The sequence below is a fragment of the Aquimarina sp. TRL1 genome, from assembly GCF_013365535.1.
Classification (GTDB): Bacteria; Bacteroidota; Bacteroidia; order Flavobacteriales; family Flavobacteriaceae; genus Aquimarina; species Aquimarina hainanensis.
In genome coordinates, this window is record NZ_CP053590.1 from 3,599,371 (window position 1) to 3,623,794 (window position 24,424).

The 24,424-nt window shown below is 33.9% G+C and carries 24 protein-coding genes; 11 read left to right on the top strand and 13 right to left on the bottom strand.

From position 1 onward, the window contains the following. Positions 1-339: 339 nt before the first annotated feature. From HN014_RS14710 to HN014_RS14750, 9 genes are all read left to right on the top strand, one after another. Complete coding sequence (locus HN014_RS14710; protein WP_176029608.1) at positions 340-2,109, top strand: type VI secretion system Vgr family protein; 1,770 nt, start codon at positions 340-342, stop codon at positions 2,107-2,109. Between the two features lie 5 nt (positions 2,110-2,114). Further along, positions 2,115-2,903 carry a hypothetical protein gene (locus HN014_RS14715; RefSeq protein WP_176029609.1) on the top strand — a complete coding sequence of 263 codons (789 nt, stop codon included), beginning with the start codon at positions 2,115-2,117 and terminating at the stop codon, positions 2,901-2,903. Positions 2,904-2,905: 2 nt separating this feature from the next. Continuing rightward, positions 2,906-3,349 (top strand): DUF4280 domain-containing protein, encoded by a 444-nt coding sequence (locus HN014_RS14720; RefSeq protein ID WP_176029610.1) that lies wholly within the window; start codon positions 2,906-2,908, stop codon positions 3,347-3,349. Beyond that, the gene (locus tag HN014_RS14725; protein WP_176029611.1) at positions 3,342-4,658 is read left to right on the top strand and encodes a hypothetical protein; all 1,317 of its coding nucleotides are present in this window, start codon (positions 3,342-3,344) and stop codon (positions 4,656-4,658) included. Before HN014_RS14720 ends, HN014_RS14725 begins: the two co-directional genes overlap by 8 nt. After that, positions 4,655-5,182, top strand: a complete 528-nt coding sequence (locus HN014_RS14730) for a hypothetical protein (protein WP_176029612.1) — start codon at positions 4,655-4,657, stop codon at positions 5,180-5,182. The genes HN014_RS14725 and HN014_RS14730 overlap by 4 nt, the downstream gene beginning before the upstream one ends. Further along, entirely contained in the window at positions 5,179-5,769 is a 591-nt protein-coding gene (locus tag HN014_RS14735) for a CHAP domain-containing protein (protein ID WP_176029613.1), read from the top strand. The genes HN014_RS14730 and HN014_RS14735 overlap by 4 nt, the downstream gene beginning before the upstream one ends. Before the next feature lie 32 nt (positions 5,770-5,801). Then, complete coding sequence (locus HN014_RS14740; protein WP_176029614.1) at positions 5,802-8,318, top strand: LysM peptidoglycan-binding domain-containing M23 family metallopeptidase; 2,517 nt, start codon at positions 5,802-5,804, stop codon at positions 8,316-8,318. Between the two features lie 67 nt (positions 8,319-8,385). After that, positions 8,386-8,958 (top strand): hypothetical protein, encoded by a 573-nt coding sequence (locus tag HN014_RS14745; protein WP_176029615.1) that lies wholly within the window; start codon positions 8,386-8,388, stop codon positions 8,956-8,958. A 96-nt stretch (positions 8,959-9,054) separates the two neighbouring features. Continuing rightward, on the top strand, positions 9,055-9,483 hold the full coding sequence (locus tag HN014_RS14750; RefSeq protein ID WP_176029616.1) for a M23 family metallopeptidase: 429 nt from the start codon (positions 9,055-9,057) through the stop codon (positions 9,481-9,483). Positions 9,484-9,610: 127 nt separating this feature from the next. Here HN014_RS14750 and HN014_RS14755 read toward each other — a convergent pair whose 3' ends face one another. From HN014_RS14755 to HN014_RS14770, 4 genes are all read right to left on the bottom strand, one after another. Then, a complete protein-coding gene (locus HN014_RS14755; RefSeq protein ID WP_176029617.1) occupies positions 9,611-10,051 on the bottom strand; it encodes a hypothetical protein in 441 nt (146 codons plus the stop codon). 140 nt (positions 10,052-10,191) lie between these two features. Then, entirely contained in the window at positions 10,192-11,298 is a 1,107-nt protein-coding gene (locus HN014_RS14760; RefSeq protein ID WP_176029618.1) for a hypothetical protein, read from the bottom strand. Positions 11,299-11,441: 143 nt separating this feature from the next. After that, entirely contained in the window at positions 11,442-12,134 is a 693-nt protein-coding gene (locus HN014_RS14765; RefSeq protein WP_176029619.1) for a LytTR family DNA-binding domain-containing protein, read from the bottom strand. Continuing rightward, entirely contained in the window at positions 12,131-12,922 is a 792-nt protein-coding gene (locus HN014_RS14770; protein ID WP_176029620.1) for a sensor histidine kinase, read from the bottom strand. The genes HN014_RS14765 and HN014_RS14770 overlap by 4 nt, the downstream gene beginning before the upstream one ends. A 198-nt stretch (positions 12,923-13,120) precedes the next feature. On the opposite strand from HN014_RS14770, the gene HN014_RS14775 reads away from it, so the two are divergent. Continuing rightward, a complete protein-coding gene (locus tag HN014_RS14775) occupies positions 13,121-13,990 on the top strand; it encodes an ABC transporter ATP-binding protein (protein WP_176029621.1) in 870 nt (289 codons plus the stop codon). Positions 13,991-14,000: 10 nt separating this feature from the next. Then, a complete protein-coding gene (locus HN014_RS14780; RefSeq protein ID WP_176029622.1) occupies positions 14,001-17,288 on the top strand; it encodes a M1 family aminopeptidase in 3,288 nt (1,095 codons plus the stop codon). A gap of 25 nt (positions 17,289-17,313) precedes the next feature. Here HN014_RS14780 and HN014_RS14785 read toward each other — a convergent pair whose 3' ends face one another. The 9 genes from HN014_RS14785 to HN014_RS14825 all read right to left on the bottom strand — a co-directional run bounded on the left by HN014_RS14785 (position 17,314) and on the right by HN014_RS14825 (position 24,397). Continuing rightward, the gene (locus HN014_RS14785) at positions 17,314-18,336 is read right to left on the bottom strand and encodes a DUF5684 domain-containing protein (protein ID WP_176029623.1); all 1,023 of its coding nucleotides are present in this window, start codon (positions 18,334-18,336) and stop codon (positions 17,314-17,316) included. Positions 18,337-18,492: 156 nt separating this feature from the next. Further along, positions 18,493-19,797, bottom strand: a complete 1,305-nt coding sequence (locus HN014_RS14790; RefSeq protein ID WP_176029624.1) for a M20 family metallopeptidase — start codon at positions 19,795-19,797, stop codon at positions 18,493-18,495. Between the two features lie 73 nt (positions 19,798-19,870). Next, positions 19,871-20,461, bottom strand: coding sequence for a Crp/Fnr family transcriptional regulator (locus tag HN014_RS14795; RefSeq protein WP_176029625.1), 591 nt, complete (start codon positions 20,459-20,461; stop codon positions 19,871-19,873). Positions 20,462-20,620: 159 nt separating this feature from the next. Next, entirely contained in the window at positions 20,621-21,712 is a 1,092-nt protein-coding gene (locus HN014_RS14800; RefSeq protein ID WP_176029626.1) for a DUF4932 domain-containing protein, read from the bottom strand. Positions 21,713-21,722: 10 nt separating this feature from the next. Next, positions 21,723-22,727 carry a dienelactone hydrolase family protein gene (locus tag HN014_RS14805; protein WP_176029627.1) on the bottom strand — a complete coding sequence of 335 codons (1,005 nt, stop codon included), beginning with the start codon at positions 22,725-22,727 and terminating at the stop codon, positions 21,723-21,725. A gap of 75 nt (positions 22,728-22,802) precedes the next feature. Beyond that, a complete protein-coding gene (locus tag HN014_RS14810; protein ID WP_176029628.1) occupies positions 22,803-23,258 on the bottom strand; it encodes a hypothetical protein in 456 nt (151 codons plus the stop codon). 133 nt (positions 23,259-23,391) lie between these two features. Continuing rightward, entirely contained in the window at positions 23,392-23,769 is a 378-nt protein-coding gene (locus HN014_RS14815; RefSeq protein ID WP_176029629.1) for a DUF2200 domain-containing protein, read from the bottom strand. 56 nt (positions 23,770-23,825) lie between these two features. Continuing rightward, complete coding sequence (locus HN014_RS14820) at positions 23,826-24,125, bottom strand: hypothetical protein (RefSeq protein ID WP_176029630.1); 300 nt, start codon at positions 24,123-24,125, stop codon at positions 23,826-23,828. A gap of 50 nt (positions 24,126-24,175) precedes the next feature. Further along, positions 24,176-24,397, bottom strand: coding sequence for a hypothetical protein (locus tag HN014_RS14825; RefSeq protein WP_176029631.1), 222 nt, complete (start codon positions 24,395-24,397; stop codon positions 24,176-24,178). Positions 24,398-24,424 lie beyond the last annotated feature (27 nt).

Below are 24,424 nucleotides of genomic sequence, written 5' to 3' on the forward strand. Positions count from 1 at the left end.
ACTAAAGGAAAGTAACCTACTGTTTTTGTATAAGATCTTGTATGAGTGGTTAATAGGCGATGAATGTAACCTTGAGATAAGCCCCGAAGTATGTAACCTCGATTATCGAGGGAAAAGATAGAAAAAAGGGGAAAAATCCCGATTGACAAGCTGTAAATAACTGATAACTTTGTAGTACCTTTTTGAAAATAAGGAGGAGAATACTCATTTTTTTAGCATAGCGTCTAAACCACTTCGGAAGATACATTATATAAAAAATGATTTGTAATTCCGGCGAATAGTATCCCTGGAGTATATAGCATTCAGTGATCGAGTAATTATTGATATAACCAAAAAAATATGGCTACACTTACCACAACTGACATCTCTATAGGGGGTAGCATTATTACTTCCTATAAGGAATTAACAATTCATCAATCACTAGGGGCGCATCATCAGCTCACTCTCTCATGTAGAACAGATGTATTAGAACAACTCTCAGAAGAACTTATTGGAGGGAGTAAGGATTTTCTAGGAGAAGTGATTACAGTTCGTATTGCAGCATCAGAAAATTATCGCCGGTATAGAGAATTTCTTTTTAAAGGGGTAATCACAAGAGTAGAAACCCTAAAACAACACCACCAATCTGGCAATCATATATCCCTTACCGCCATGAGTACCTCGATTCTGGCAGAAGATGGACAACATACGACATCGTATTTAGAGTTGGGATTGACAGCGATTCTTGACACTACCTTTAGCGGTTATGATGTCGGTAAACTCGAAACGGCGTTTGCTCCCAGACAATCGGATACTGTTCATTATAGTGTGCAAAAAAATGAAAGTAACTTTGCTTATGCTGCACGATTAGCAGCAACTACTAATAACTGGTTCTATTATGATGGGGTAAAGCTGGTTTTTGGAGAGCCTTCTAATGAAGAAACCCATTTGATTTACGGACAGGACTTAGCACATTTCGGGATCAGCTTAGAACCCTTACCCAATTCATTTAGTTATCAGACTTATGATTATCTAACAGGTGAATATTATCAAAAAAATAGCAGCGAATCTACGAATCTCCCTTCTGGGTATCACTCCCTGACCACTAATAAGGCTACTGCGCTTTATCCCAAAGTAACAAAACGATACCATCATCTATATACTGATGATCGATTACAACAACGATTTGACAATCAGGTAGAAAATCATAGTCATGCCATTACAGCCAGACAGGTAATTGCTAGTGGAGTAAGTGATAACCCGGGAGTACAATTAGGTAGTATTATCAATGTGGAAGGATATGGACGCTTTAGAGTTATTAGTCTTACCCATAACAATATAGAAGGAGGTAAATATAGGAATAGTTTTGAAGCTATTGCTGCGGATATTGATGTATATCCACTGATGAATATATTTGATATGCCAGCAAGTACGATCGAAATGGGAGAAGTAATTGACAATGTTGATCCACAGGGGTTAAGTAGAGTAAAGGTACGGTTCCCCTTTCAACAGCAAGGGAGTAGCACTCCATGGATTCCGGTAGTTACTCCTTATGCAGGAGCTGATAAAGGATTTCACTTTATTCCAGAAATTGGAGAAACTGTTGTATGTCAGTTTGAAAACAACTGTGCAGAACGTCCTTATGTAACAGGAAGTATCTATCATGGTCAGGCCCAACCTGGCAGTTATCAGAGTGATGCTAATAATATCAAAGCCATCAGAACCCGTAGCGGTCATACCATCGAACTCAATGATACTAAAAACCGGGAGATGATTACTATAACAGACAAAAACAGTAATATGATCACTATTGATACAGCGAATAATAATATCGAGGTTTCTGCAATGGAGAAAATGACGTTGAATGCTAAAAATTTTGAATTAAATGTTCAAGAGAATGCTACATTCAATATTGGAAAAAACACAGAAATTCACACAACAGAAAACTTAGATGTTTCTTCAAAAAACACAAATGAAATAATAGAAGGAGAAAAACATACTCAGGTAGGAGGCGCTTTAACACAATTATCAGCAGAAACAGAGATACAGAGTGATGGAGATCTTACGATATCAGGGGGAGGATCAGCTTCCTTCAATGGAGGAAGTGATGTGAAAATCAGTAAAGGATAAAAGGTATGTCTAGGCGATTATTTGATTTTACAATAAAAGAATGGCAAGGCTATTTCCCTGAAAAAGGTGAATCCAGTTTTGTTTTTTCTGCTACCATTGATAAAGAAAGTAATTCGGGTATTACTAAAAAAATCAAAAGAGAATGTACTGTTTTTTGTGAATCAAATGATGATAATGGATTCTCCAGAACAGTAAAAATAAAAACAGCTACTCTTACTATAGAGGCAGGCTCAAAAACTTCTTCTACAAGTATCCTGTTGAACAAGTTCTTTTCTATTTATAACAATAGTACATTAAAAGTAAAATTTGACGGGACAATTATTGGGATAGAAAATTATTTAAAAATCAAGGAAAATTGGGAAATACTAAAAGAAGAAGTCGAAGAAAATTATAAAGGAAGTAGTATAAGGCGATTTATTCGTTCTGTGGATAATAGATTAGAAACAGAAGAAAAAATGATAACAGATATTTCTAGTTATGAGAACTTCGGTTTGTTGTTTTATGGGATTTATGGTAAGTATGATAACCTATCTCCCGTTAATCGAAATATTAAATATCTCGGGATTAAAAAACTTTTTTCTATCCAAGAAGATAGTACGCTTACAGAAATTAATGATACCAGTATAATTATTACACTAAAAGGAAATATAAATACGACCAATGAGTTAACCTATTCAGGAGTATATCAAATAAATAATACGAGTCAATGGATAGAAAAAGCATCGATTACTACTACAGAGTTTTATAATGGGATAGAATTTTTTAGCGAATTTTATTTAGAACAAAAGAAATAGCTATGGCAGAAAAATATGTAATTGACGGGGCAAAGATTAAGTGCTCATTATGCACTAAGCCAGAAGGTAAGTTAATGGTGACTTCGAATCAAATTAAGTTACAAGACAAGCTATGGGCTACTGAGGCAGATAAAGGAAAACCAAATCTAATGTTTCAGGGCAACTGTACTAAATTCAGTAACAATCCTCCTCCTTGTGCAGGAGTAATTGCACCCATTCAATGGCAAAACACTGCTATGGGAATCACAGTTGATGGAAAAAAAGCATTGCTAGAAAGTTCTACCATAATGTGCGCTACAGGTGGTGTACCGATTACAATCGAGGATACTGCTCAAAAGGATACCCCAACAAATATTCCGCCACTGGCTCCATTGGAAGATGTAAAACTGGTCGTTGGAGTTGATGGTCCTTTTATTGTCGAAGAAAATAAAGAGGACAATGAGTAAAGAAGTAATAATTGGTAAAGAGTATGTTTTCAGTGTTGCAAAGTTCAATAAAGATCTAAGTAATGCAGACAAAGAAAAAGTAGAATGGGCTTGGAAAAAAGAAGGAGGAGAAATACAATACTTCGAAAAACAAGGGTATATAGATGATAAGGGAAATGTTTCAAAAAAAATATCATTTGATAAGAATCTGGCAGGAGAAAAAATATATATCATGCCTTTTTTAGAAGAGCCCGATCCATCGGTTAGTGTAATTGTCCAAGTACTGACACCCGTTTTAGCAAAAGAAATTATTATCATTACAGGAACAGAGAAAGAATCCGAAACATTTGGTAATAAACTGATGTTTATGGCGCAAACAGTAAGAGAAGTAAGAGTAAATTATTCTAATCAAAAATACCTTACTGTTTTATATTACCCGGATGATTACTCTAATGAGCAGATTGATGCATTTAAAAAAGCAATTTTAAGTTTCAATGATAAGACTGAAATTATAGAAATTGACACTCGTCAGAAAATGATTGATTATATTAATACCAAAACTATTGATGCAAGTAAAAATGACCGGGAACTTCCTAATGATAATAATGATCTTGTAAAGATTGATACGATTAAAATTTTCTCCCACGGTATGCCAAGTCGTTTTACGTTTGGGTTGGGGTGGCCTTTGGTACCCGTTGAAATAAACAATGTGGATCAGGAATTTAATAAAACTCACGTTTCTTTATTACAAAAAGAAGCCTTTATTGCCGAAGCAAAATTATATTCGTTTGCCTGTCGATCAGGAAACAATAGTACACAACAGTCTTTTATCGGTCCTGGATACAATGTAGTATATTATCCTATAAACCCTAGATCTTTAGTAACTACAACTAAGTTTTTTGAAACCAGAACTGAAGCACAACGCTTTTTTGACAGTAAGAATTCTGGCATGATTAACAAAGCTATTAGGATAGAAACTGTTCCAACACCCTTTGAACAAGCAAAACCACAAGAAAGTTTAGCACAAGACATCGCCAATCATTTAGATATTAAAGTCTATACTTACCTTGTACGATCAAATTATAGTAATACTTGGAACGAAGGGGATGATCAAAAATATCGTGATCAATACGAACATTATGAAGATGAAGATGCTCATAATCCGATCAATCCAAAAGATTGGTATAGAGCATATAAATCAGGAGGTTGGGATGAGGTAATATGGAATCCAAAGGGAGCTTATGGACCTGTTAAAGCGGGAGAAACACCAAAAGGATTACCCAGAAAACTATACTTATTTACAAAAAACTCAAAACCCGTACCTCAATGAAAAAGATAACATTAATATCATTTATAGGTTTAATTTTTTTGGTTCTATTATATTGGGGAGTATCTGTCTTTTTTACGAGTATTACCTTTTCTTCTCAAATGGAAGTATCAGGAGATCCTTCGGTATATGAAAAAATACAATATGAAAATTGCTCAAGAAAAAATCAGCAAAGTAAAGATCTAAAAATCAAGTTTTCCTATAAATATCCCCTTGTTCGTTTTAAAGGAAAACTAGAAGTGATTGACAGAAACGACACTATTAACAACCCCGAAGGAAAAATTTTGTTCTCAGGTAAATACAAAAACAAAATTACTATTAAAAATCTTTGTTATTCAGTAGATGATGAGGCTAGTCTATATAAAGGACTAGAATTCAGATTTAGTGATAAAGAAACCGTTTGTTGGTTTTACGCAGATACTGGAGGTAAGGGGTATCCTTTTCTTCAATACGATGAAGTAGAAATAAAAATTGATTGGTTCTCTATACATCCAAGTAAGCCATACCAAATAACTCCAATAGAATGAAGTATAAATTATTGATAGTATTTGGTGTTTTAGTCTTGATCTTTTTGGGGATTAAGATGATTAAAAAAATTAACGTTAATACCAAATATCAGGTAGGGCAAGTGATCGACAGCCTACATAATGTAAAGGTGTATTATAATGGAGGAGTATCACATACTGATGGAAGAAACCTATCACCAGATGGATATAATTTGGGGATTAAGTACCAATGTGTAGAGTTTGTAAAAAGATATTATTATGAGCACTTAGATCATAAAATGCCCGATACCTATGGTAATGCCAAAGATTTTTTTGATGAAGCATTAGAGAACGGTACTTTAAACAAACAACGGAATTTATGGCAATATCATAATGGAGCTATTATAAAACCAAAAGCAAATGATATTATTGTTTTTAGTAGCAGTTTCTGGAATCCATATGGTCATGTAGCAATCATTGCAGAAGTAACCAAAGATAGTGTTACTATAATCCAACAAAACCCGGGACCTTTTGGAGAAAGTAGAGAGCAATTAGTGTTAAAGTATGAAGAAAAAAAATATTATATTGATAATGATCGTGTTTTAGGATGGTTGACATTGGATAGATAGAAAACATACCTGTTTATAAATGTATTATAGAAATGAGTCAAGAAGCAGAAAAAATAAGTAATTACGAGAGCGAAGCCGTCCAGAAAAATAAAGCTGCGATGAAATCTAAGTTTGCTGAACGGTATCAACGTATGCAGGACAGAAAAAATGATCGCGGTGTAGCCCCTAATTTTAATACGTTTGTGACCAATGCTGTAGAAAAAACTTCGGTAGCTAAGAAAACAAGTTTTTCTGTGGCGTCAATGTGTGGTTCTACAGAGATTCAATCTGCAGAACAAACTACTTATACTATCGAGAGTTATACAGGAGAACCGACAGAAGAACAAAAATTAAAAGTAAAATGGTGTGTGTTTATAAAAGGAAGATGGATATCATTAACCAATATAGAAGAAAGAGAAGACCCTAAAAATGACCCATTAGTTAATAAAACCAGATATAGAGAAGCAATACTCTATTGCAAAATCGAAGCAGACAAAGCTACTCTTAAATTCTCAAAATGGCTCGATGGCAAAACAGTAACCGTTGAAGCCTATAAATACACATATGGCGATACAAATTGCCAGCAAAACACCAAAGTTACCGCAAAACCAGAAGTATTATCAATCAATTGGATTAATGCCAAAGAGCAAAAAATAACAACTTCGGGCTATGATCAGGATGTGTTTTTAGAAGTAGAAACCCTTGGTATGAAAGGCAAAGAACTCACACTACAGGTTTGGGATCATGACAAAGGAGCAGAAGACGATCAACTAGATTGGGGGGCTAATAGTATCAAGATTAATGGTCGTACTACGTTAAAGCAATTTCCTATAAAAAAGAAAGCGGATTATGGATTACAACAGCAAGATGAAAATAAGCCGGGATTAGACTTGTATGTTGTGGTTAGTAGTAGTGAACCTTTAGAAAACTGCAAAGATAAATACGCTACCTATCTTGATTTGAATCCCAATGAAAAAATCATCACCGCTTACTTTGCAGAAGAATTAAAAAAGGAAGTACAAAAAGGAGAAGAAAAACCAAAACCAAAACCTAAAAAGGAAACTCCAAAAGAGTCAACAACATATACCGTAGTGAGTGGAGATCATGACCTAGGCATTATAGCAGATAAATTGGGGATACCATGGATTGATATTTTTAATGCAAATCCAGGAATGAATTGGGGTGAAATGATTCCTAAAAAAACAATACTAACCATACCCCCAAAAAAAGAAGAAGCAAAACCCAAAGAGAAAGAAAAAGACACCAAAACTATAACCTATTACCAAAAGATCGATAGTGCCAGTTTAGGAAGTGAAGTACACCTGATAGCCGAGACCCAAAATCTGGAAGGCAAGACAGTTACCTTTAAAGTGTTTGAAAAAGAACCTACTTTACTTGATCAGAAAGACACTCCTATACCACTATTAATTAATAATGAAGAAAAAACAGAAATAGAAACCACCGTACAAGATGGCAAAGCTCAGGTAAAAGTAGCTCTAAAACGTAGGGATGACTGTATACACGATGAATGGAAAGAAAAACTAAGTCCGCAAGAAAAACAGCTCGATAATATTTACTTAGATACAGAAAAAAAACAAAGTGTTTTTATGCAACCTTTTGATCTGCGATTAGTAACACATCCAGATCGATATACACCAGCTACAGAAACTATTCCTGCCAAAAAAACACAACTTTGGTTGCAAGTAGTTTGCGAGGGTGATCAACTAGATTTTGATGAGAAATTCTTACATAAAAATAAATTAGAGGTTTCTTTAAACACAGGGGATCATGGAGATTATCATGATCCCATAATAAATCCGCAAGTACGAGGCTGGTATAATCCTAGTTCTACTTTTAATAAAAATTCTAGTATAAAAGGATGGAATCCGTATGCTTCTATGAAAATGCATAAGCATGCGGATAAAATAGAAAACAAAAAAGTAAGAATGTATGGAGACCCTCAGCGAGGAGGAAGAGGACATCAGGGATTGGATATTTATGCACCAGTAGGTACTCCTGTATACGCTTGTGTGGATGGAAAAATAACAATGTATGAAATGACATCTCGATCAGCAGGTTTTAAGATAAAGTTGGTAGGTAAATATAAGGAAGAGCATATTCGTTTTAATTATATTCATTTAATGCAGTTTGAGAAAACTAGATTTAGATTTTACAATCAAAATAGTAACGGAAAACTTGGAGATCATGGATGGTTAAATTATAATGATTTTGCTACGGCAAAACAATTTACAGATCCAAAGAAAAAGGAAACCTATACAATACACTATGACAATGGAATCTTAAAAATTGATCAAAATGAAATTGACGTAGAGTTAGTTCTAGATATTAATAGAAATGATATAGTGAAAAAAGGTCAAATTATCGGGTATACAGGTTCTACGGGAAATTCTTATCAGGGTAAAAAAGCGAATCACCTACATTTTAACACCTATATTAATTACAAAAGTGTACTGCCTTATGAGCAGTTTAAGGAGTATTTTGATTTAGACATCTCGGGGGTTGAAACCAGTAAAAAACAAGACGGGGTTACCCCAAGTAGTAAATGGTAATAATAATAATCTTATGAAGCATTTTTTCTTATATATCATATTCATCTTTCTTGCTAGTAGCTGCAAAATGGATAGAAAGCAAACATCAAATAGTTTAGCTGAATCTGTAGAAATAGATTCAATTACTCCTCAATTACAGGAACAACAAATACCAAAGACATTAAAAGAAAAACTTGTTGGAAAAACTTATAGAAAAGCATTTGAAATAAAAGAGTTTAGTAAATATAATATTTCTGGCGGTTTTTCACTTGAAGGTATACATAATAATGAAAATACTATTAATAATAAAGAATATTCTATATGTAGATTAAGAGGAAAAGATCAAAAAACAAAAATTTTGGTATTAGAAGAGGTTTATAAAAGAAGTGATGATGGTAAATCATATTTTAAGATTTTAGACTTGTTAGAATTAGATAAAGAAACCGATGTATTTAAAAAGTTTCCTAACAAGGATATCGATATTTTTTCAGATGTTTTACTCAATGGCAATAGAGCTCCAGAATTACTCGCTTTAGCAGAATATGAGGAAACAGATATAATGACCAATGTGTATAAGGTTTGGCGTGCTAATCGTAAGACAGGTAAATTTGAAGAAGTAAAGGACATATCTGGTATTACAGTTGTTAATGAGGATTATTAAAAACTTAAATCAAGCTATCTAATTTGCGCAGGTTTTAAGATAAAGTTGGTAGGTAAGTTTAAGGGAGAGCATATTCGTTTTAACTGTATCCATTTAATGCAGTTTGAGAGAACTAGATTTAGATTTTACAATCAAAACAGTAACGGAAAACTTGGAGATCATGGATGGTTAAATTATAATGATTTTGCTACGGTAAAACAATTTACAGACCCAAATAAAAAAGAAACCTATACCATACATTATGATAATGGAATACTAAAAATTGATCAAAATGAGATTGATGTAGAATTAGCTTTAAAAGTTACAAGAGATTTAGATATGAAAAAAGGTCAAATCATAGGGTATACAGGTTCTACAGGAAATTCTTATCAGGGCAAAAAAGCGAATCACTTGCATTTTAATACCTATATCAATAACAAAAGTGTATTGCCTTATGAGGAATTTAAAGAATACTTTGGTTTAGATATTTCAGGAGGAGAAACCAGTAAAAAGCAAGACGGGGTTACCCCAAGTAGTAAATGGTAATAATTTTTGATATGATGAAAAATTCTTATATAAAAATAGACCAGAAGTACTAAAAAATGTGGTTGATAGTAGTATAGATTCTCAAAAGAAGAGAGTAAAAAATATGGGGCTTTGTTTTATAGGTGGTTTAAAGTGTAAGTTGAAGACTTCCTGAAACCAAACTCACATGACAGCAATCCATTCCTACGGTATAGTTACTATAAATAACTTCTTGGTTGTTAATAAATCCTTTGAATTGAAGGTGTCGTTGTTGATGTACTCCGAGAACTCCGTCTTCTACTAGTGGATATTGTCCCAGTTCCTTTGCCGCTGAGAGCTCAGAAGGAGAAAGAGATAAAGTCATGTCTGTTCCATCGATTCTATTGATAACCTTAAAACTATCCAGGGCTACAGGATTTTGATGTTCATCTGTGATGGATACATTAATTCGTATAAATATAGCAGTACAGGCTATGTTTTCACAATTAGTATTGGCATCATCATCATCATCATCGTTATTACAGGAAAATTGAGAAAGGATACTTAGTGAGCATAGTACAACAATAAATAGTTTAGGTAATTTAATCATGGTTTATAGTATTTATTCTAAAGATGGGTAAAACGCGAAATGGTTGCGTTAATAGTGTCGAAAGAAGAAGTGGGAATTATTAATTTTGTGTTTTCTATGCTAATAAAATAAAAACGTTTATCGTCTGGGGTGCGTTGCTTTTATTTTTTCGATTCGTATGCTAACTGCGCTCGGATGTATGCATTCAGATCGGTTCTTTTAACCCCAAGATTTTTTTCGATAGCCCTATAATAATTGTCATCAGTTACTCCGCTAGACATTAGATCTTTTAATGAATCCCATCCTCCTTTTTCCCATATCTTTTTTGCAATAAGCCCTCCCAGAACGTAATGGTAAGAGGTTTGATGATCCAGATTTGTCAACTTAAGCATTTCTTTCAGGTCTATTTCCGGATGTTGTTGCAGATAGCGATTCGTACGTTTTATATGCCAGCTCAAGTCTTTTCCACGACTACCTCCCAGAAAAGTAGCAATACCTTCAGAGGTCCAGAAATGCTTATCAGGAAAATGCTGGCCAATTTGAAGATGAAAAACTACGTGTACATAGTATTCTCCCAAACCACCACAATATACCTTGTCATCAGTAGCTTTTCCTCCGGGAATTGATTTTCCCCCCATGCCAAGGTAATAATCGATTCCTTTTAATACCTGGATTTCGTCATAATCATCTGCGAAAAAATATTCGAAAGGTTTTATGGGAACAGCAAAATGCTTACAAATAGCAGTGATGAAATTTGTTAATTTTTGGGCTTTTTGGTAATTAAATGAGTGGTATTTGGGGTAATAAAAATCGACAACCCCAACAGTTGTACAATTCCATTGTTGCTTGTTATGAGAGAGTGCATTGTAAAGTTTGTACCTTCCGTTTTCTTTTTTAGCGATGTAGTTTACTATTGCCAGAATATATGGAGTTCCATCCTCTTTGTAATAAGAAAATTGCACTTTAATCTGACAGACATCATTTTTGAATTTTATGCTCAGAACATGTACAGGAAATCCCATATAAAGCGAAGGGGTAAATTCACTTTCTAAAAAGTCAAAATTTTTATGATTCAGTTGTTCTTCTGTATTCCAAAACGGGTTTTCTTTTTGGTCTTTAGAAGTCGAATTCAGGTAGTTTTCAATTAAAGAAATGACTTCTTTTGTTTCTGTATCAGTACTATCTACAATATGATTATAGGTCACTTTTTGAGCAAAAACATGAGTGCTGAGAATAAAGGAAATAATTGTGATTCTGAACAGGTTCATTTTGTATATGAAAGGTGTTTTTAGTGGTGTTTTTGCAATCTGTTGGTTACATAGGAGGAATTGTTATTGATTTACGCTCTTATCTTTTTCTTATTTAGTTGATAAATTCATTTATAAAATACATCATTTGTTGTATACATTGCTTAGTCAAACAGTTTATTTACATTCAATTTGTACATTTTTCCTATAGGGATGATGTGTTCACCAATAAAAATTCTGTTTCCTTCAACACTTTTGATATGTTTAATAGCAACAGCAAAGGACTTATGTACCTGTAGGAAATGACCTTTTGGTAATGATAAAATCACATCAGAGATTTTTTCTCTCACTGTGATCTGGTCATGACGAGTAATTACTTTGGTATAATTTCCTGCTGCTTCTATGTATAAAATACTATCAATAGTTACTTGTGTATGTTTTTTACTACTACGAAGAAAAATACGTTCATTTGTTTTTTCAGTATGATTTTTTGAGTGTTCATTTACCAGGGGGGGAATCATTTTATTTACAGCTTTTAGAAAGCGTTCAAAACTGAAAGGTTTTAGCAAATAATCTACTATATTTAGTTCATATCCTTCTAGAGCAAACTCAGAATAGGCAGTAGTTACAATAATTTTGGGAGGAGTTGATAAGGTTTTTAAAAAATCAAACCCCTTTAGTTTGGGCATATTTAAATCCAGAAAAATTAAATCTACCGTATGCCCGTTTAAATACTGTAGTGCTTCCAGAGCACTGTAACAGTTTTTCTGTAATTGCATATTGGGCAACATATCGCAATACTCCATAATAATTTTATGCGCTATATGTTCGTCGTCTATGATGAGGTATCGTATCATATTACTGCCAAGGAGAGTTTTACTGTATATTTATTTTTGGTTGTGGCAATCGCTAGCATATGTTTATTCGGGTAGACCAGCTCCAATCTTCGTTTTAGATTTTTTAGTCCGATACCTTGTTCTTGTGTTGCCTCTGAAAGATCAAAATTATTTTCGATATCAAAGATAATCTCTTTCTCATCAGCGGTTAGTTGTACATAAATATAGGCATCTTTTTCCAGAGTCTCCAATCCATGTTTATATGCATTTTCTAAAAGGATAATAAACAATAAAGGCATGATTCGGGATTCCTGATTAATTACTTTATGATGAAACCGGACATCCGTTTTTTTATGATACCGGATTTCCTGAAGGTCGATGTAATTTTCTAGGTATACGATTTCTTCCTCTAGGGTTACCCATTCTTTTTGACCTTCGTAAATACTATATCGCATCATATCGGATAGTTTTAATACCATCATCCGTGCTTGAGAATTTTTATCCATTATTCCGTATAGGTTGTTGAGGGTATTAAAGAAAAAATGTGGATTTACCTGGCTTTTTAAATGAAGTAATTCTGTTTTTTTCTTTTCATGTTTGAGTTTGATAATACTTTTTATTTGTTTGAATAGCCAACGACAGCTTAAAAAACATAAAAGAATAAAATATAAAAAACTAAATAGAACAAATTGCTCATTATCGCCAAAGGCATCATTAAAAATAAGGATGAGCAAAGCTGTAAGTATCAGCAATGTTCTGGTGACCCATTTCGGAATCGATTGCCAGATATTCGTAATAGAAAAATTCATCTTCAATATTAGCCAATAAAAGAACGCTTAACAAATTAGTTGATGAACATATCATTTTCAGGGATCAACGTCATCAGAAGAATTATCAAGGTTTTTTAAACACGCTGAAGAGATGTATATCGTCTTAGAAAAGACGTTGATCACAATTAGTTGAGGAGGGGAGATGTATGGGGTAAGTTCGACAAAAAATCAATTAATATGAGTGAACTTATTATTTCTAAACTATCTAAAACATATCCAAATGGAATTAAGGCTTTGCAGGATATTTCATTAGAAATTCCCAAAGGGATGTTTGGACTCTTGGGACCTAATGGTGCGGGAAAATCTACTTTGATGCGAACTATTGCAACGCTTCAGGAGGCTGATCAAGGTACTATTACTCTGGGAGGAATAGATGTTCTCAGGCAAAAAAATGAGATCAGAAAAATTCTAGGCTATTTACCCCAGCAATTCGGGTTGTATCCTAGAATAAGTGCCGAAACATTATTAAATCATTTGGCAGTGCTGAAGGGAATTACAAATAGAAGTGCACGAAAAGAGATGGTAGATGCTCTTCTGAATAAAACCAATCTTTATGAGGTAAGAAAACAAAACCTCAGTGGCTATTCTGGCGGAATGAAGCAACGTTTCGGAATTGCACAAGCATTATTGAATAACCCTCAATTGTTGATTGTAGATGAACCCACTGCCGGATTGGATCCTGTCGAAAGAAATCGTTTCTATAATCTATTGAGTGAAGTAGGAGAAGATACTGTTGTGATTCTTTCTACTCATATTGTTGATGATGTAAAAGAATTGTGCAATCAGATGGCAATTATTAACCAGGGTCAGGTTTTACTAAAAGGGAATCCCATAGCGATTATCAAAGAGTTAGAGGGGATGGTTTATCAGAAATCGATAGAAAAGCAAGAACTGGTACAGTATAGGCAAGAATATCAGGTACTAAGTGAGCGGTTGTTTTTAGGAAAACCAATTATTCATATCGTTAGTAATCAACACCCTAATAATGGCTTTACGGCTGTAGAAGCGGCTTTAGAAGATGTGTATTTCTCTAAAATTAATTATTAAACGATTGGCTATGTTATACGAAATATTCAAATTCGAAATAAAATACCGAATAAAAAGAGCAGATACGTATATCTTTTTTGCGTTTGTTTTTCTCTTATCACTTGTTGGGGTTGATTTTGTTTTTCAAGGAGTAGAACTAGGAGGAGTTAAGAAAAATGCCCCATTGGTTATAGCCAAAACGATGGGGGCAATCACAGGACTTTTAATGATTGTTACTTCTATGATTACAGGGGTTTCTGTCATTAGGGATTATCAATATAATACAGAAGCGATACTATACACCAATCCCATTACAAAGCGCGATTATCTGTTGGGAAGATTTTTAGGTTCCCTTGCTGTATTATTATTTATATTTAGTGGAATGCCTTTTGGAATGGCACTGGGGGAATATGCACCCTGGCATCGCGAAGAAGACTTGTTGCCATTCCAGTTTATTTCGTATTGGCAATCTTATGTAGTAGTAGCGCTACCAATGATATGTTTTGGAGCGTCTTTATTTTTTATTAGTGGAGCTTTGAGCAAAAAATTATTGGTGGTGTATACTCAGGGAGTTGTTTTTTTTGTCTTGTTTATGCTTACAAAAGCGATTACTAATGAAGATCTGCAAGCGATCTTAGACCCTTTTTCCTTAACAACGTTAACAAAAATAACAGCATTCTGGAGTGTTTCAGAACGAAATACCACATTGATTCCACTTACAGGAGTGATGTTATACAATAAATTGCTGTGGGGATGTCTGGGAGTTGTCATTTTTGTAGTAGGATATCGTGTCTTCAATTATAATCTAGTAAAAGAAAGAAGAAGTAGCAAAAAGAAAAAAGAGGTAGATATCAAACAAGTGCATAAAGATTTCTCCAGTACGATCATTCCGCAAGTTGAAATTGAGCAAGGAGGAAAGAGCCTATGGATACAGTTGCTGGAGAGTACCTGGTTTTATAGCAGGTCCATTCTAAAAGAAACGTCATTTTGGACCATTGTTATTTGCGGAATGGTCATCATTTTGATTAATTCCATTAGCCTGGGAACCGTATATGAAGTAGATAGCTACCCGGCAACCTATTTTATTGTAGAAGAATTACTGGAGATGTCGATCTACTTTTTTGTAATTATGCTGGTATTTTATTCGGGAGAATTGATTTGGAAAGAGCGGAGCAACAAGATCAATCTGATATGTGATGCGACACCTGTAGCGAATATTGTCTTATTAGCAGGAAAATACCTCGCTCTTTTATCTCTTTATACGATTATTATATGGTCTCTTATTATTTCGGGAATTATTTTTCAGGTTTCCAGAGGGTATTTTCATTTTCAATTAGAAGTTTACTTCTATGGTTTTTTTATTGAGGTTTTTCCTTTTTTAGCACTTTATACATGTATGGCTTTTTTCTTTCAGGTATTGATCAATAAAAAATTTGTTGCAATTGTTGCCGTATTGCTCTTTTTTATTTTAAATATCTCTTCTACATATTTCGGGTTTACACATGATCTATACAAATTTGGAGGAAGCCCTTTACCTTCTTATTCGGATATGAACGGTTATGGGCATTTTTTGACCCCATATCTGTGGATAAAAGCATATTGGTTAGTATTCGGGTTGCTGCTACTTATTATAACTTCTGTTATATTGGTAAGGGGAGGAGAAAGCAGTTTGCGAAAACGAATAAAAGTAGGGAAAGCACAAATCACGAAACCTCTTTTGCAGTTTTTTGTAGGGAGTACTTTTGTTTTTATATGTCTAGGAGGGTATATATATTATAATACTAATATGCTAAATGAATACTGGACAGATGATGAAGAGCAGGCATTTAGAGTAGGGTATGAAAGGACGCTCAAAACGTTTGAATATATAGAACAACCTACTATCGTTGATGTACATTTAGAAGTCGAGCTATTCCCGGAAACGAGACGTTATTCTATCGAAGGGCAATACATGTTGGTAAATGCGAATGATACGCCAATCAAAAGCATTCATGTTCAGAAATTAATTGCAGCAAATGTCGCAGTTGATAACATTGTAATTGATGGAACGCGCCATGTATCTAGTACATATGAAGCGTATGGGTACTATATCTATGAATTGACAAGACCGATGCAGCCGAATGATACGGTTTGTATGACTTTTACACAAACGTATCTCCCCAGAGGTTTTAAGGCAGAAGAAGCTAATACCAGTGTGGTTCATAATGGAATCTTTTTTAGAAATACTCATATCCCAACCTTAGGTTACAATAGAAAATATGAAATACAGGATAATGATATTCGAAAAGAACTGGGATTATATCCGATTCGTAGCAAAGCGAAAAGGGATCATATATACGAGTTGAAAAATGCCAGAACGGGAGGAGATTCTAAGGGGATGCATTTAGAAGTCATTGTAGGAACATCTGCTGATCAGATTGCAATTGCTCCGGGAGATTTGCTCCGGGAGTGGAAAAAAGGAAATAGAAACTATTATCAGTATAAGACAGCGGAGCGAATTATTAATTTTTATAGTTTGCTTTCTGCCAGGTATGAAGTCGTTAGGGATGTATGGATGTCAGATGATACAGAAGTGGATTTGGAAATCTATTATCATCAGGCACATGCATACAATTTAGACAGGATGATGCTCTCCATGAAAAAATCATTAGATTACTTTAGTACTCATTTTAGCCCGTATCAATACAATCATTTACGTATTATGGAGTTTCCGCGTTATGAAAAATTTGCGCAGTCATTCCCCGGAACTATTCCGTTTTCAGAAGCGATTGGTTTCATGTTGGATATAGATGATACAAAAGACGTAGATATGGTATTTTATATTACAGCTCATGAGATTGCCCATCAATGGTGGGGGATGCAGGTAGAGGCAGCCAATGTTCAGGGAAAAAATATGATTTTGGAAACCCTGGCTCAGTATTCGGCATTAATGGTATTAAAAGAACAATACCCTAAAGAAAAAGTACAGCAGTTTTTATCTCAGCAATTAGAACAATATCACAAAGGACAATTAAAAGAGAAAGAGAAGGAGCTGCCCTTGAGTTTAGTAGAAAATCAGGAGTATCTCTATTATAATAAAGGAGCTATAGCGATGTATATATTACAGGAAAAAATAGGAGAAGCTCATGTAAACCTGGCATTGCGAAACTTTATTCAAGACTGGCGTAGCCATACCGGGAATATCAAGCAGTGTAGTTCTCAGTATGCCACTACTTATGAATTACTGGAGTATCTTAGAGAAGCAACACCAATTTCACTATCTTATCTTGTTTATGAATTGTTTGAAACGACAAATGCACTTACTATAGATGTTAATTAGATATCTTATATATTGAGGTATAAGCTTATACGTTGGTTCCTGTTTTGCTGATCATTGATGTATCATCCAATACGAACATACCATAGAATAACCAGGGAAGGAATGTCATTCCATAAGCATATGCCTTCTTTTTTTGATGTTGTTTGCACAATTCGACATTGATAAAGAATCTGGGAATCATTCTGATAAATGGAATGAGTAATACAATAATCCACCAGCTAGGTTTTTTGGTAATATCTAGAAAGACGAGGTCTTTTAAAATTGGAATTAAGGAATACACTCCTTTTTTGTTATAGTGCTCAAATAAAACGTACGAGCTATAATAAAAGATAACCAACATCGATAACATACACTGTGAGCCTAGGAAAGCGTATACAAAGAAATCAAAATGTAGTCCATAGAAAATACTTTCGAACAGATACCAGATGCTATCGATAGGTGATAAGAATACATCATCTATAATATTAAATGAAGGATGTCCTAACATGCTGAAATCCATAAGGCTTGCCAAACCCCTGGTTTCCTGTGATGGACTAGCTGGATGTATGATGTTGTTCAGGTAATGAAAAAGCAAGTCATTACCATATTTCAATACATAGTTTATAACTATAAAGGATAACAGGGAGATTAAAAAAGCCTTGAAAGGCTGTTTGGTTTCCCTGATTTTGCGAATTAGCATAACCAAACAACCTATAAAGATAATTGCAGAGGTAAAGGGATTAAATAATAGTTGAAAGTATCCCGCATCTCCAGCGTTTTGGATATTAAAGAGGAGGTAACAACATTTTTGTAAAAATGAGGTGAGTATAATAAAAATCAAACTGTATTTCAGAATGATATTCAAGTTGATCTGTAAAGCGGCTTCAATTTTTTTGCTTTTCGAAAGCAAAAAAATCAAGAAGATAATCGCTATAATCTCCAGTATGATGAAATCGACATATTGAGCATTTTCCAGTATGTAGATAAAAACCCAATTGTATATTTTTTTTATCAACGCTATGATTGTAATAAAAATAAGGCTGTATCTCAGTATGTTCGTACCATTCATTGTTTTTGTTTTTTTATAACTTTTAAGAGTATGTTCCTTTTTCGTTTATGAATAGGATCTTAAGTTATTAGGAGCCAGTATGGTTGTACAAGATACTTTAATTACCAGAAAAAAGAGCGATTTTTCTTTCAAAATAGGAAAATCCAAAGCATTTTCTTATTCGGCTAATCTGTCAATAATCATGGATGAGAAATAATTGACTCCTGTTCTAATACAATTGAGATCAACGGAGAAACTAGGAATGTGTGGCATTGAGATGATTCCTTTGGCAAAATTAGAACCTCCTAAATAGAAATATACGCCAGGGACATGTTGCTGGAAATAAGCAAAGTCATCACCCCGATAATCTGGCATTTCTCCATATAAACGAATTATATTTTCAGCTCCATACCGTTGAGCGATACTAGCTAGAGATTTTTGTGTAAGTAGCGTATCATTATTGACAGTAGCCCTTTCATAAGAAAAAGATACATCTATTAGATGTTTGGCAAATTTAGAAATACGGATTTTTGATGTAACTTCCTGTATAGCATTTGTTAATAAGGTTGCATCACTAGCACCGATATAGGCTTCTATAGAGATTACTTTATCAGTCTTGGTTACTTCAAAGCTTTTTGGATTAACAAAGCGATAGTTTGTGAATATCGTATTAGGGTTAGCAAGACCAATAGTAGGGTCAGATATGCTTTTCGGATTCCAGAATTTATCGTCAGGAGCTACATTTTGGAGGGTGGAAATAATTTTTTTACTGAAAGCGATAATGGCATCGTTTTCTTCCGAATTCCGAAAAGAAACTTTGATGGTTTTATAATCTGCAAATAACCATTCAGGTTTGGTTGCGATCATTGTTGTTTCCATAGGAGCTAAATGAGCACCGTAGATTTCATCCGGGCTAATTAGTTCGAAAAGCCCATCATCAATCATAGCTTTAGCTCCCTTATAAGTTTCTTCTGCAGGTTGAAAAATAAAGGAGATAGTCCCTGTTAATTGGGATTTAATACTGGTTAGTACGTTTGCAATACCTAATGCAACCGTTGTATTCACATCATGTCCGCAAACATGGCTGGCTTTTTTATTAGTTGATGGATGTCCTGTTTTCTCATGGATATGTGCTGGGAGGGCATCTATATCCGCTCTCCATGAAATGTGTTTTCCTTTTTTACCAGTTGATAGTATTCCAACGACTCCATGACCTCCGATATCAGTTTTAACTTCAAGCCCTAGTGATTGTAAATGTTCCGCGATTTTTTGAGAAGTTCTCTTTTCGTTTCCGGAAGGTTCAGGATGTGTGTAAAAATCATTTCGGATATTGACTAGTTGCTCAAAAATTTCATCTGTTTTTTCTTGTATCTGATTATGGATAGATGAGGGAGTAGCTATATGTTGACCAAATGAGAGAACCCCCAAAAACAAGAATTGAATTGTTACAACGAAGTTGCGTAAGGTTTTACTTAATATCATTTTTACTTTTTTTGATTACTAAAGCAAAGATGTGAAATACAGAAAGTTACTACCTGACACATTTGTGACAAAATTATCTTTTTGAAATTTTGCTCCTGATTCTACTCAATGATTGTCTCTCTATCCCGAGATGAGATGCTAAGTGTGATAGGCTAATTCGGTTGATAATATCTTGATTCTGTGCAATAAAATCTAAGTAGCGTTCTTCGGCGTTTTTGAATAAAAAGCTTTCGACCCTGTCCGTTTGTACGGTCAATACATATTCAGCGATGAGCCTGCCGTACATTTCACTTCTTTTGAATTTGCGATACCCTTCCTGAATTTTTTCATAAGGTAGTTTTATGATAATGGAAGGCTCCAGGCATTCGATATAATACTTAGAAGGTTGCTGTCTTATAAAAGCAGGATAGTCTGTTGCGTATTTGTTTTCATTGACAAAACCTGTTGTTATTTTATTACCTTTTTCGTTGATATAATATCTTCTCAAGAGCCCTTTACATACAAAACCAATTTCTTTTTGAACTTCTCCACATTTAAACAAAAAAGCTTTTTTTGCATAGGTTTCTACCGTTAAATATGAACGCATGAAAGCCAATTCTTCCGAATTTAAATCTGGAAATGATTGGAGAAATGAAACTATATACTGGTCGAACTCTTCTTGCATGTAGTTTGTGTTAGTTGTTTTATATATAGTTGTTTATAGTCTGTTGTGAGCGCGTATGCAAATATAAATGAAACTAAAAACTTTACAGAAGCTTTAGAAGAGTCTTAAAGCGAATTTCAGTTTCTTTTCTCCTTTATATTGACCATGTAAAATACAATGTTATTGATTGCTTTTTTTCGTTGAATTTTTTATGAGATTGATACAGTCAATATACACTTTTTCAAATGGGATATCACCTTTGGGGTCATATTCAAACAATCGCTTATAAACTTCTTTTCTGATATCTTTGCATCTCTCGAGAAAGAAATCGTTACCTGCGTTGTTTTGATCAAATTTTTTCATCATTATCGCCTGGATGGGACCAACAATCATATGATCGACCTTATCCATAATTTGAATATCACTGCAGTCCGAACAGATTACCTTGTATTGTGCTAAATCACCAATATGTTTGTTGAGTAGTTTATCCGTAAAAAGGTGAGAGGTTTCGTGATATAAAATACCACGTCTATCGTTATTTAATTCCAGAAACTCATTACCCATATTTGATTTTTCGGGCATTTCGCAAATATTTCCTAAAATATATGCTCTTTTTTTAGAGTTGTATTTGTCATAGAATGAAGTTGCTCTGTTATTGGCATTGTTGGTTAATTCTACAAAGACATGCAATTCTAATCCGGTGCCATTTTGTTGGTAAAAGTGCATTACTTTATCAAAAATTTTTTCTTCGGAGACCTGTTTTTGAATTTTTGATAGCGCCTTAGCGTAATAACTCTTATTGTCGTTAAAGAACTTATTAAAGTTTGATTTTTGATAGAAATCGATCATGAACGGTGTTATGGAATCCAGAGTTTCTTTGCTTAGCCCGATAGATTGTAACTCTTTGTTATAGACAGGGTTAAACTCAAATTGTTTTAGGTCGTTAAACATCAAACCGATAGCAGAGAAATCAATTCCTATTGTTTCATCTTCATAGATCCAATTTATTATAGGGTGTTCCTTAAAGGGGAGAAATTGCGCATTGACTCTTTTTAAATATGCTGTGTGACAAGGTCGAATATCTTCTGACAGATCATCCTGAACAGCAATGTTGAATATTGTTCTAAAAAATTCAGTTCGCTCGTCTATTTTGAAAACCACTTTGTTCTCTGTATCAGTTTCTGTTGGTATTGTATTGTTTATTTTTTTCTCTTTGCAACCAAAGAGGAATAAAACAATTAAAAAGTGGAGTTGTACGTATATTTTTTTCATTCTTAAGCTTTTATTTTGTTTTGTTTACCCAACTTAGAAAATCCAGGAAAACATCATTCCAATAGTCTTTAAATCGACCATGCTCTATTTCTAATCCAAATGCATGGTCCAGACCAGGGTATACTTTAAAAGTAAGATTGTTTTTCTGGTGTCTTATAAATTCGATTGGAATTAAGTATGCAGATTCTATAGCAACAGCTTGATCTTTTGTTCCGATAGCGGCAAATATTGGTTTCTCTATACGCAATAAATTTTCAACCGGGGGTTCTGAAAAATGACTCCATCGTTTGTAACTATTATCTTTTCCCTGCCAGAATTTATCCGTTGCATTTGGGTTTGACATGATATCTTTTAAATCATTGAATAATGAATCTATTTTTGTGATGGCTTGTTCTTCTGTCAAATTTCCTTTGTCAACGTCTTTTCGTATGAAAGTTACAAAGTCAATAAACTGTGTATTTCCCCCTCCAGACCAATATCCAAAATGGGTGATTTTTTTATTAATAGTCCCTAATTTGGCCGTAACATCACTTCCTTCTGAATGACCAAGCACGATTATTTTTTCTATTTGTTTGCTATATGTTTTATATAAGTCATTGATTACTAAATCAGCTTGATTTGTTCGGTACTCGAGTGTTTGATTTTCAAAATATGATTTGGGAATGGAAAAAGGAGGATCTTTTTGGGTTAAAAAAGGGAATCCTTTACGAGAGATAACAACGAATAAATAATCCTTCGGGATTGTAGCAAAGTCAAACGGTATTGTGGTTCCAATCGCAGTTTTTCCATTTCTCTTTTTGATTTGATATAAGGATTTTGCACTTGATCCTTGTAGGTATAAAAAGATGGTATTTATGGAGTCTGTATGTTGTGTTGAGTAGGTGTGATAATGTATTGTATCATTCTCGGTATGTATAGAATAATGCTTATAGCTATCTAATATACTATGTTTTTGTGCTAACAGTGTTATATTGTTAGCCATAAGCATTATAGCCAGTATTAATGTTTGTTTCATTCTCAAAAAGGTATGCTAATGTCTACTATATCTGTCCTGACTAGACAAAATGTTACCTTTTTTTATAGCTGTTTTTTATTCCAGATTTAAATTAAACTGATAGTTGAACACTGTCTCTGTTTGTTTTTGTGATGGATTCCAGAGAATTGTAAAGAATTCCGTTTCTTTTGAAGGAAATACCCGTTCATTGGTACAATGATAAATCATGGTGATTGCTGCCTTATCAAAATACCCTAGTTCGATAGTATCGGGAGCCTTTGATATTATTAGTTCTAATGTGTTGATGCCAGATTTTAATTGTTTTAATTCCAGATTTCTACCAAGCCGTGTTGTTTCATTGTCGAATTCATGAATGACGGTCCCATTAAGTTTAAGGGTTCCCACAAGCCCTGAGACTGTTCTCACTTCTATTTGATGATATTTATAAGTAGCATCATTTTTTGTTTCTACCTCAATAAGCTGAGGATCAGATTGGGCTGAAGATGTAATTTGCATAAGCGTAAAGAGTATGATTGATATTGTTTTTAACATATCGATTGGTTTATTAGTAATTAGGTATTGAATAAAGTTTTGTACCTGTTTGATGTAGTATGATTTTTTAATGGATCTTTTTTTTGAATAGTAAGGAGTTATAAAGAACCTACATATGGGGACTATAAATATATCATTTCTTTTCTTTTCGCATAATTTTTTCCATTTTACGCCCTTTTGCTAGTTCATCCACTAGCTTATCTAAATATCTGCATTGTCTATACAATTCAAACTCATCTTCTATTTCCTCTATTCGATACCCACAAATAACCCCTTTAATCAAGTGTGCATTGGGATGTATGTTTGCTTTTTCAAAAAATGTTCTAAATGTCACTTTTTCTTCGATAAGTATTTGTAATGTATTTTTATCAAAACCAGTTAACCATTCTATAACCTGATGGAGTTCTTCTTTGGTTCTGCCATTCTTTTCTAACCTGCTTACATAATGAGGATAGATCGAAGCAAATATCATATTAGCTACTTTTTCATTTTTTTCAGCTGTAACTTTCATTTTGTTTGATTTTGAGTTCATTGCTGCTGACGTTATTTTATACACGTCAGTTAGGGCTAATAAGTTAGTATTTTTTCAGTTAGTTTTGGAGTAAGGTGATAAAAAAACACTTTCTGAATTATGGTTCCGTATTCAGTTTCTATTTTAGAAATACCGTTAGTTTTATTATTACTGATAGAAATCTCTGCACCTGGTACTGATATACCTTTCCAATAGTCAATAACCTTAGCACCAGTATTGTCAAATAAAACAAACTTATTCTCAAGGAACTTACTATTTGAAGGAGCTATTACCGCTAGCCCCAAGCCTGAATATATTTGTTGACTAGCGACTACTTTACGGGCTTTTTCATACAATTTATTTTCATCCTCTTTTAGTATCGTACTATTCCCTTCTGCCTAAAAAACTATTTTGCACCGGCTTTTGCTTCTGCGATACTTTTATCAAATAAATATTGATTTAATTTCGAAGTGTTTTTTCTGGTTTCTGTTATAACATCATTTTCGGTTTCTTTGTTGTTTAATCCTTTAAGATTATCTAATGCAGAAATAGAAGCAATCCGAACAGTTTCGGAATTAGATTTTTGAAACGGTACTCTATAGGTACCATATAACAATGTCGATCCCAAAACAAGGCTATATAAGGGTTCCTTTTT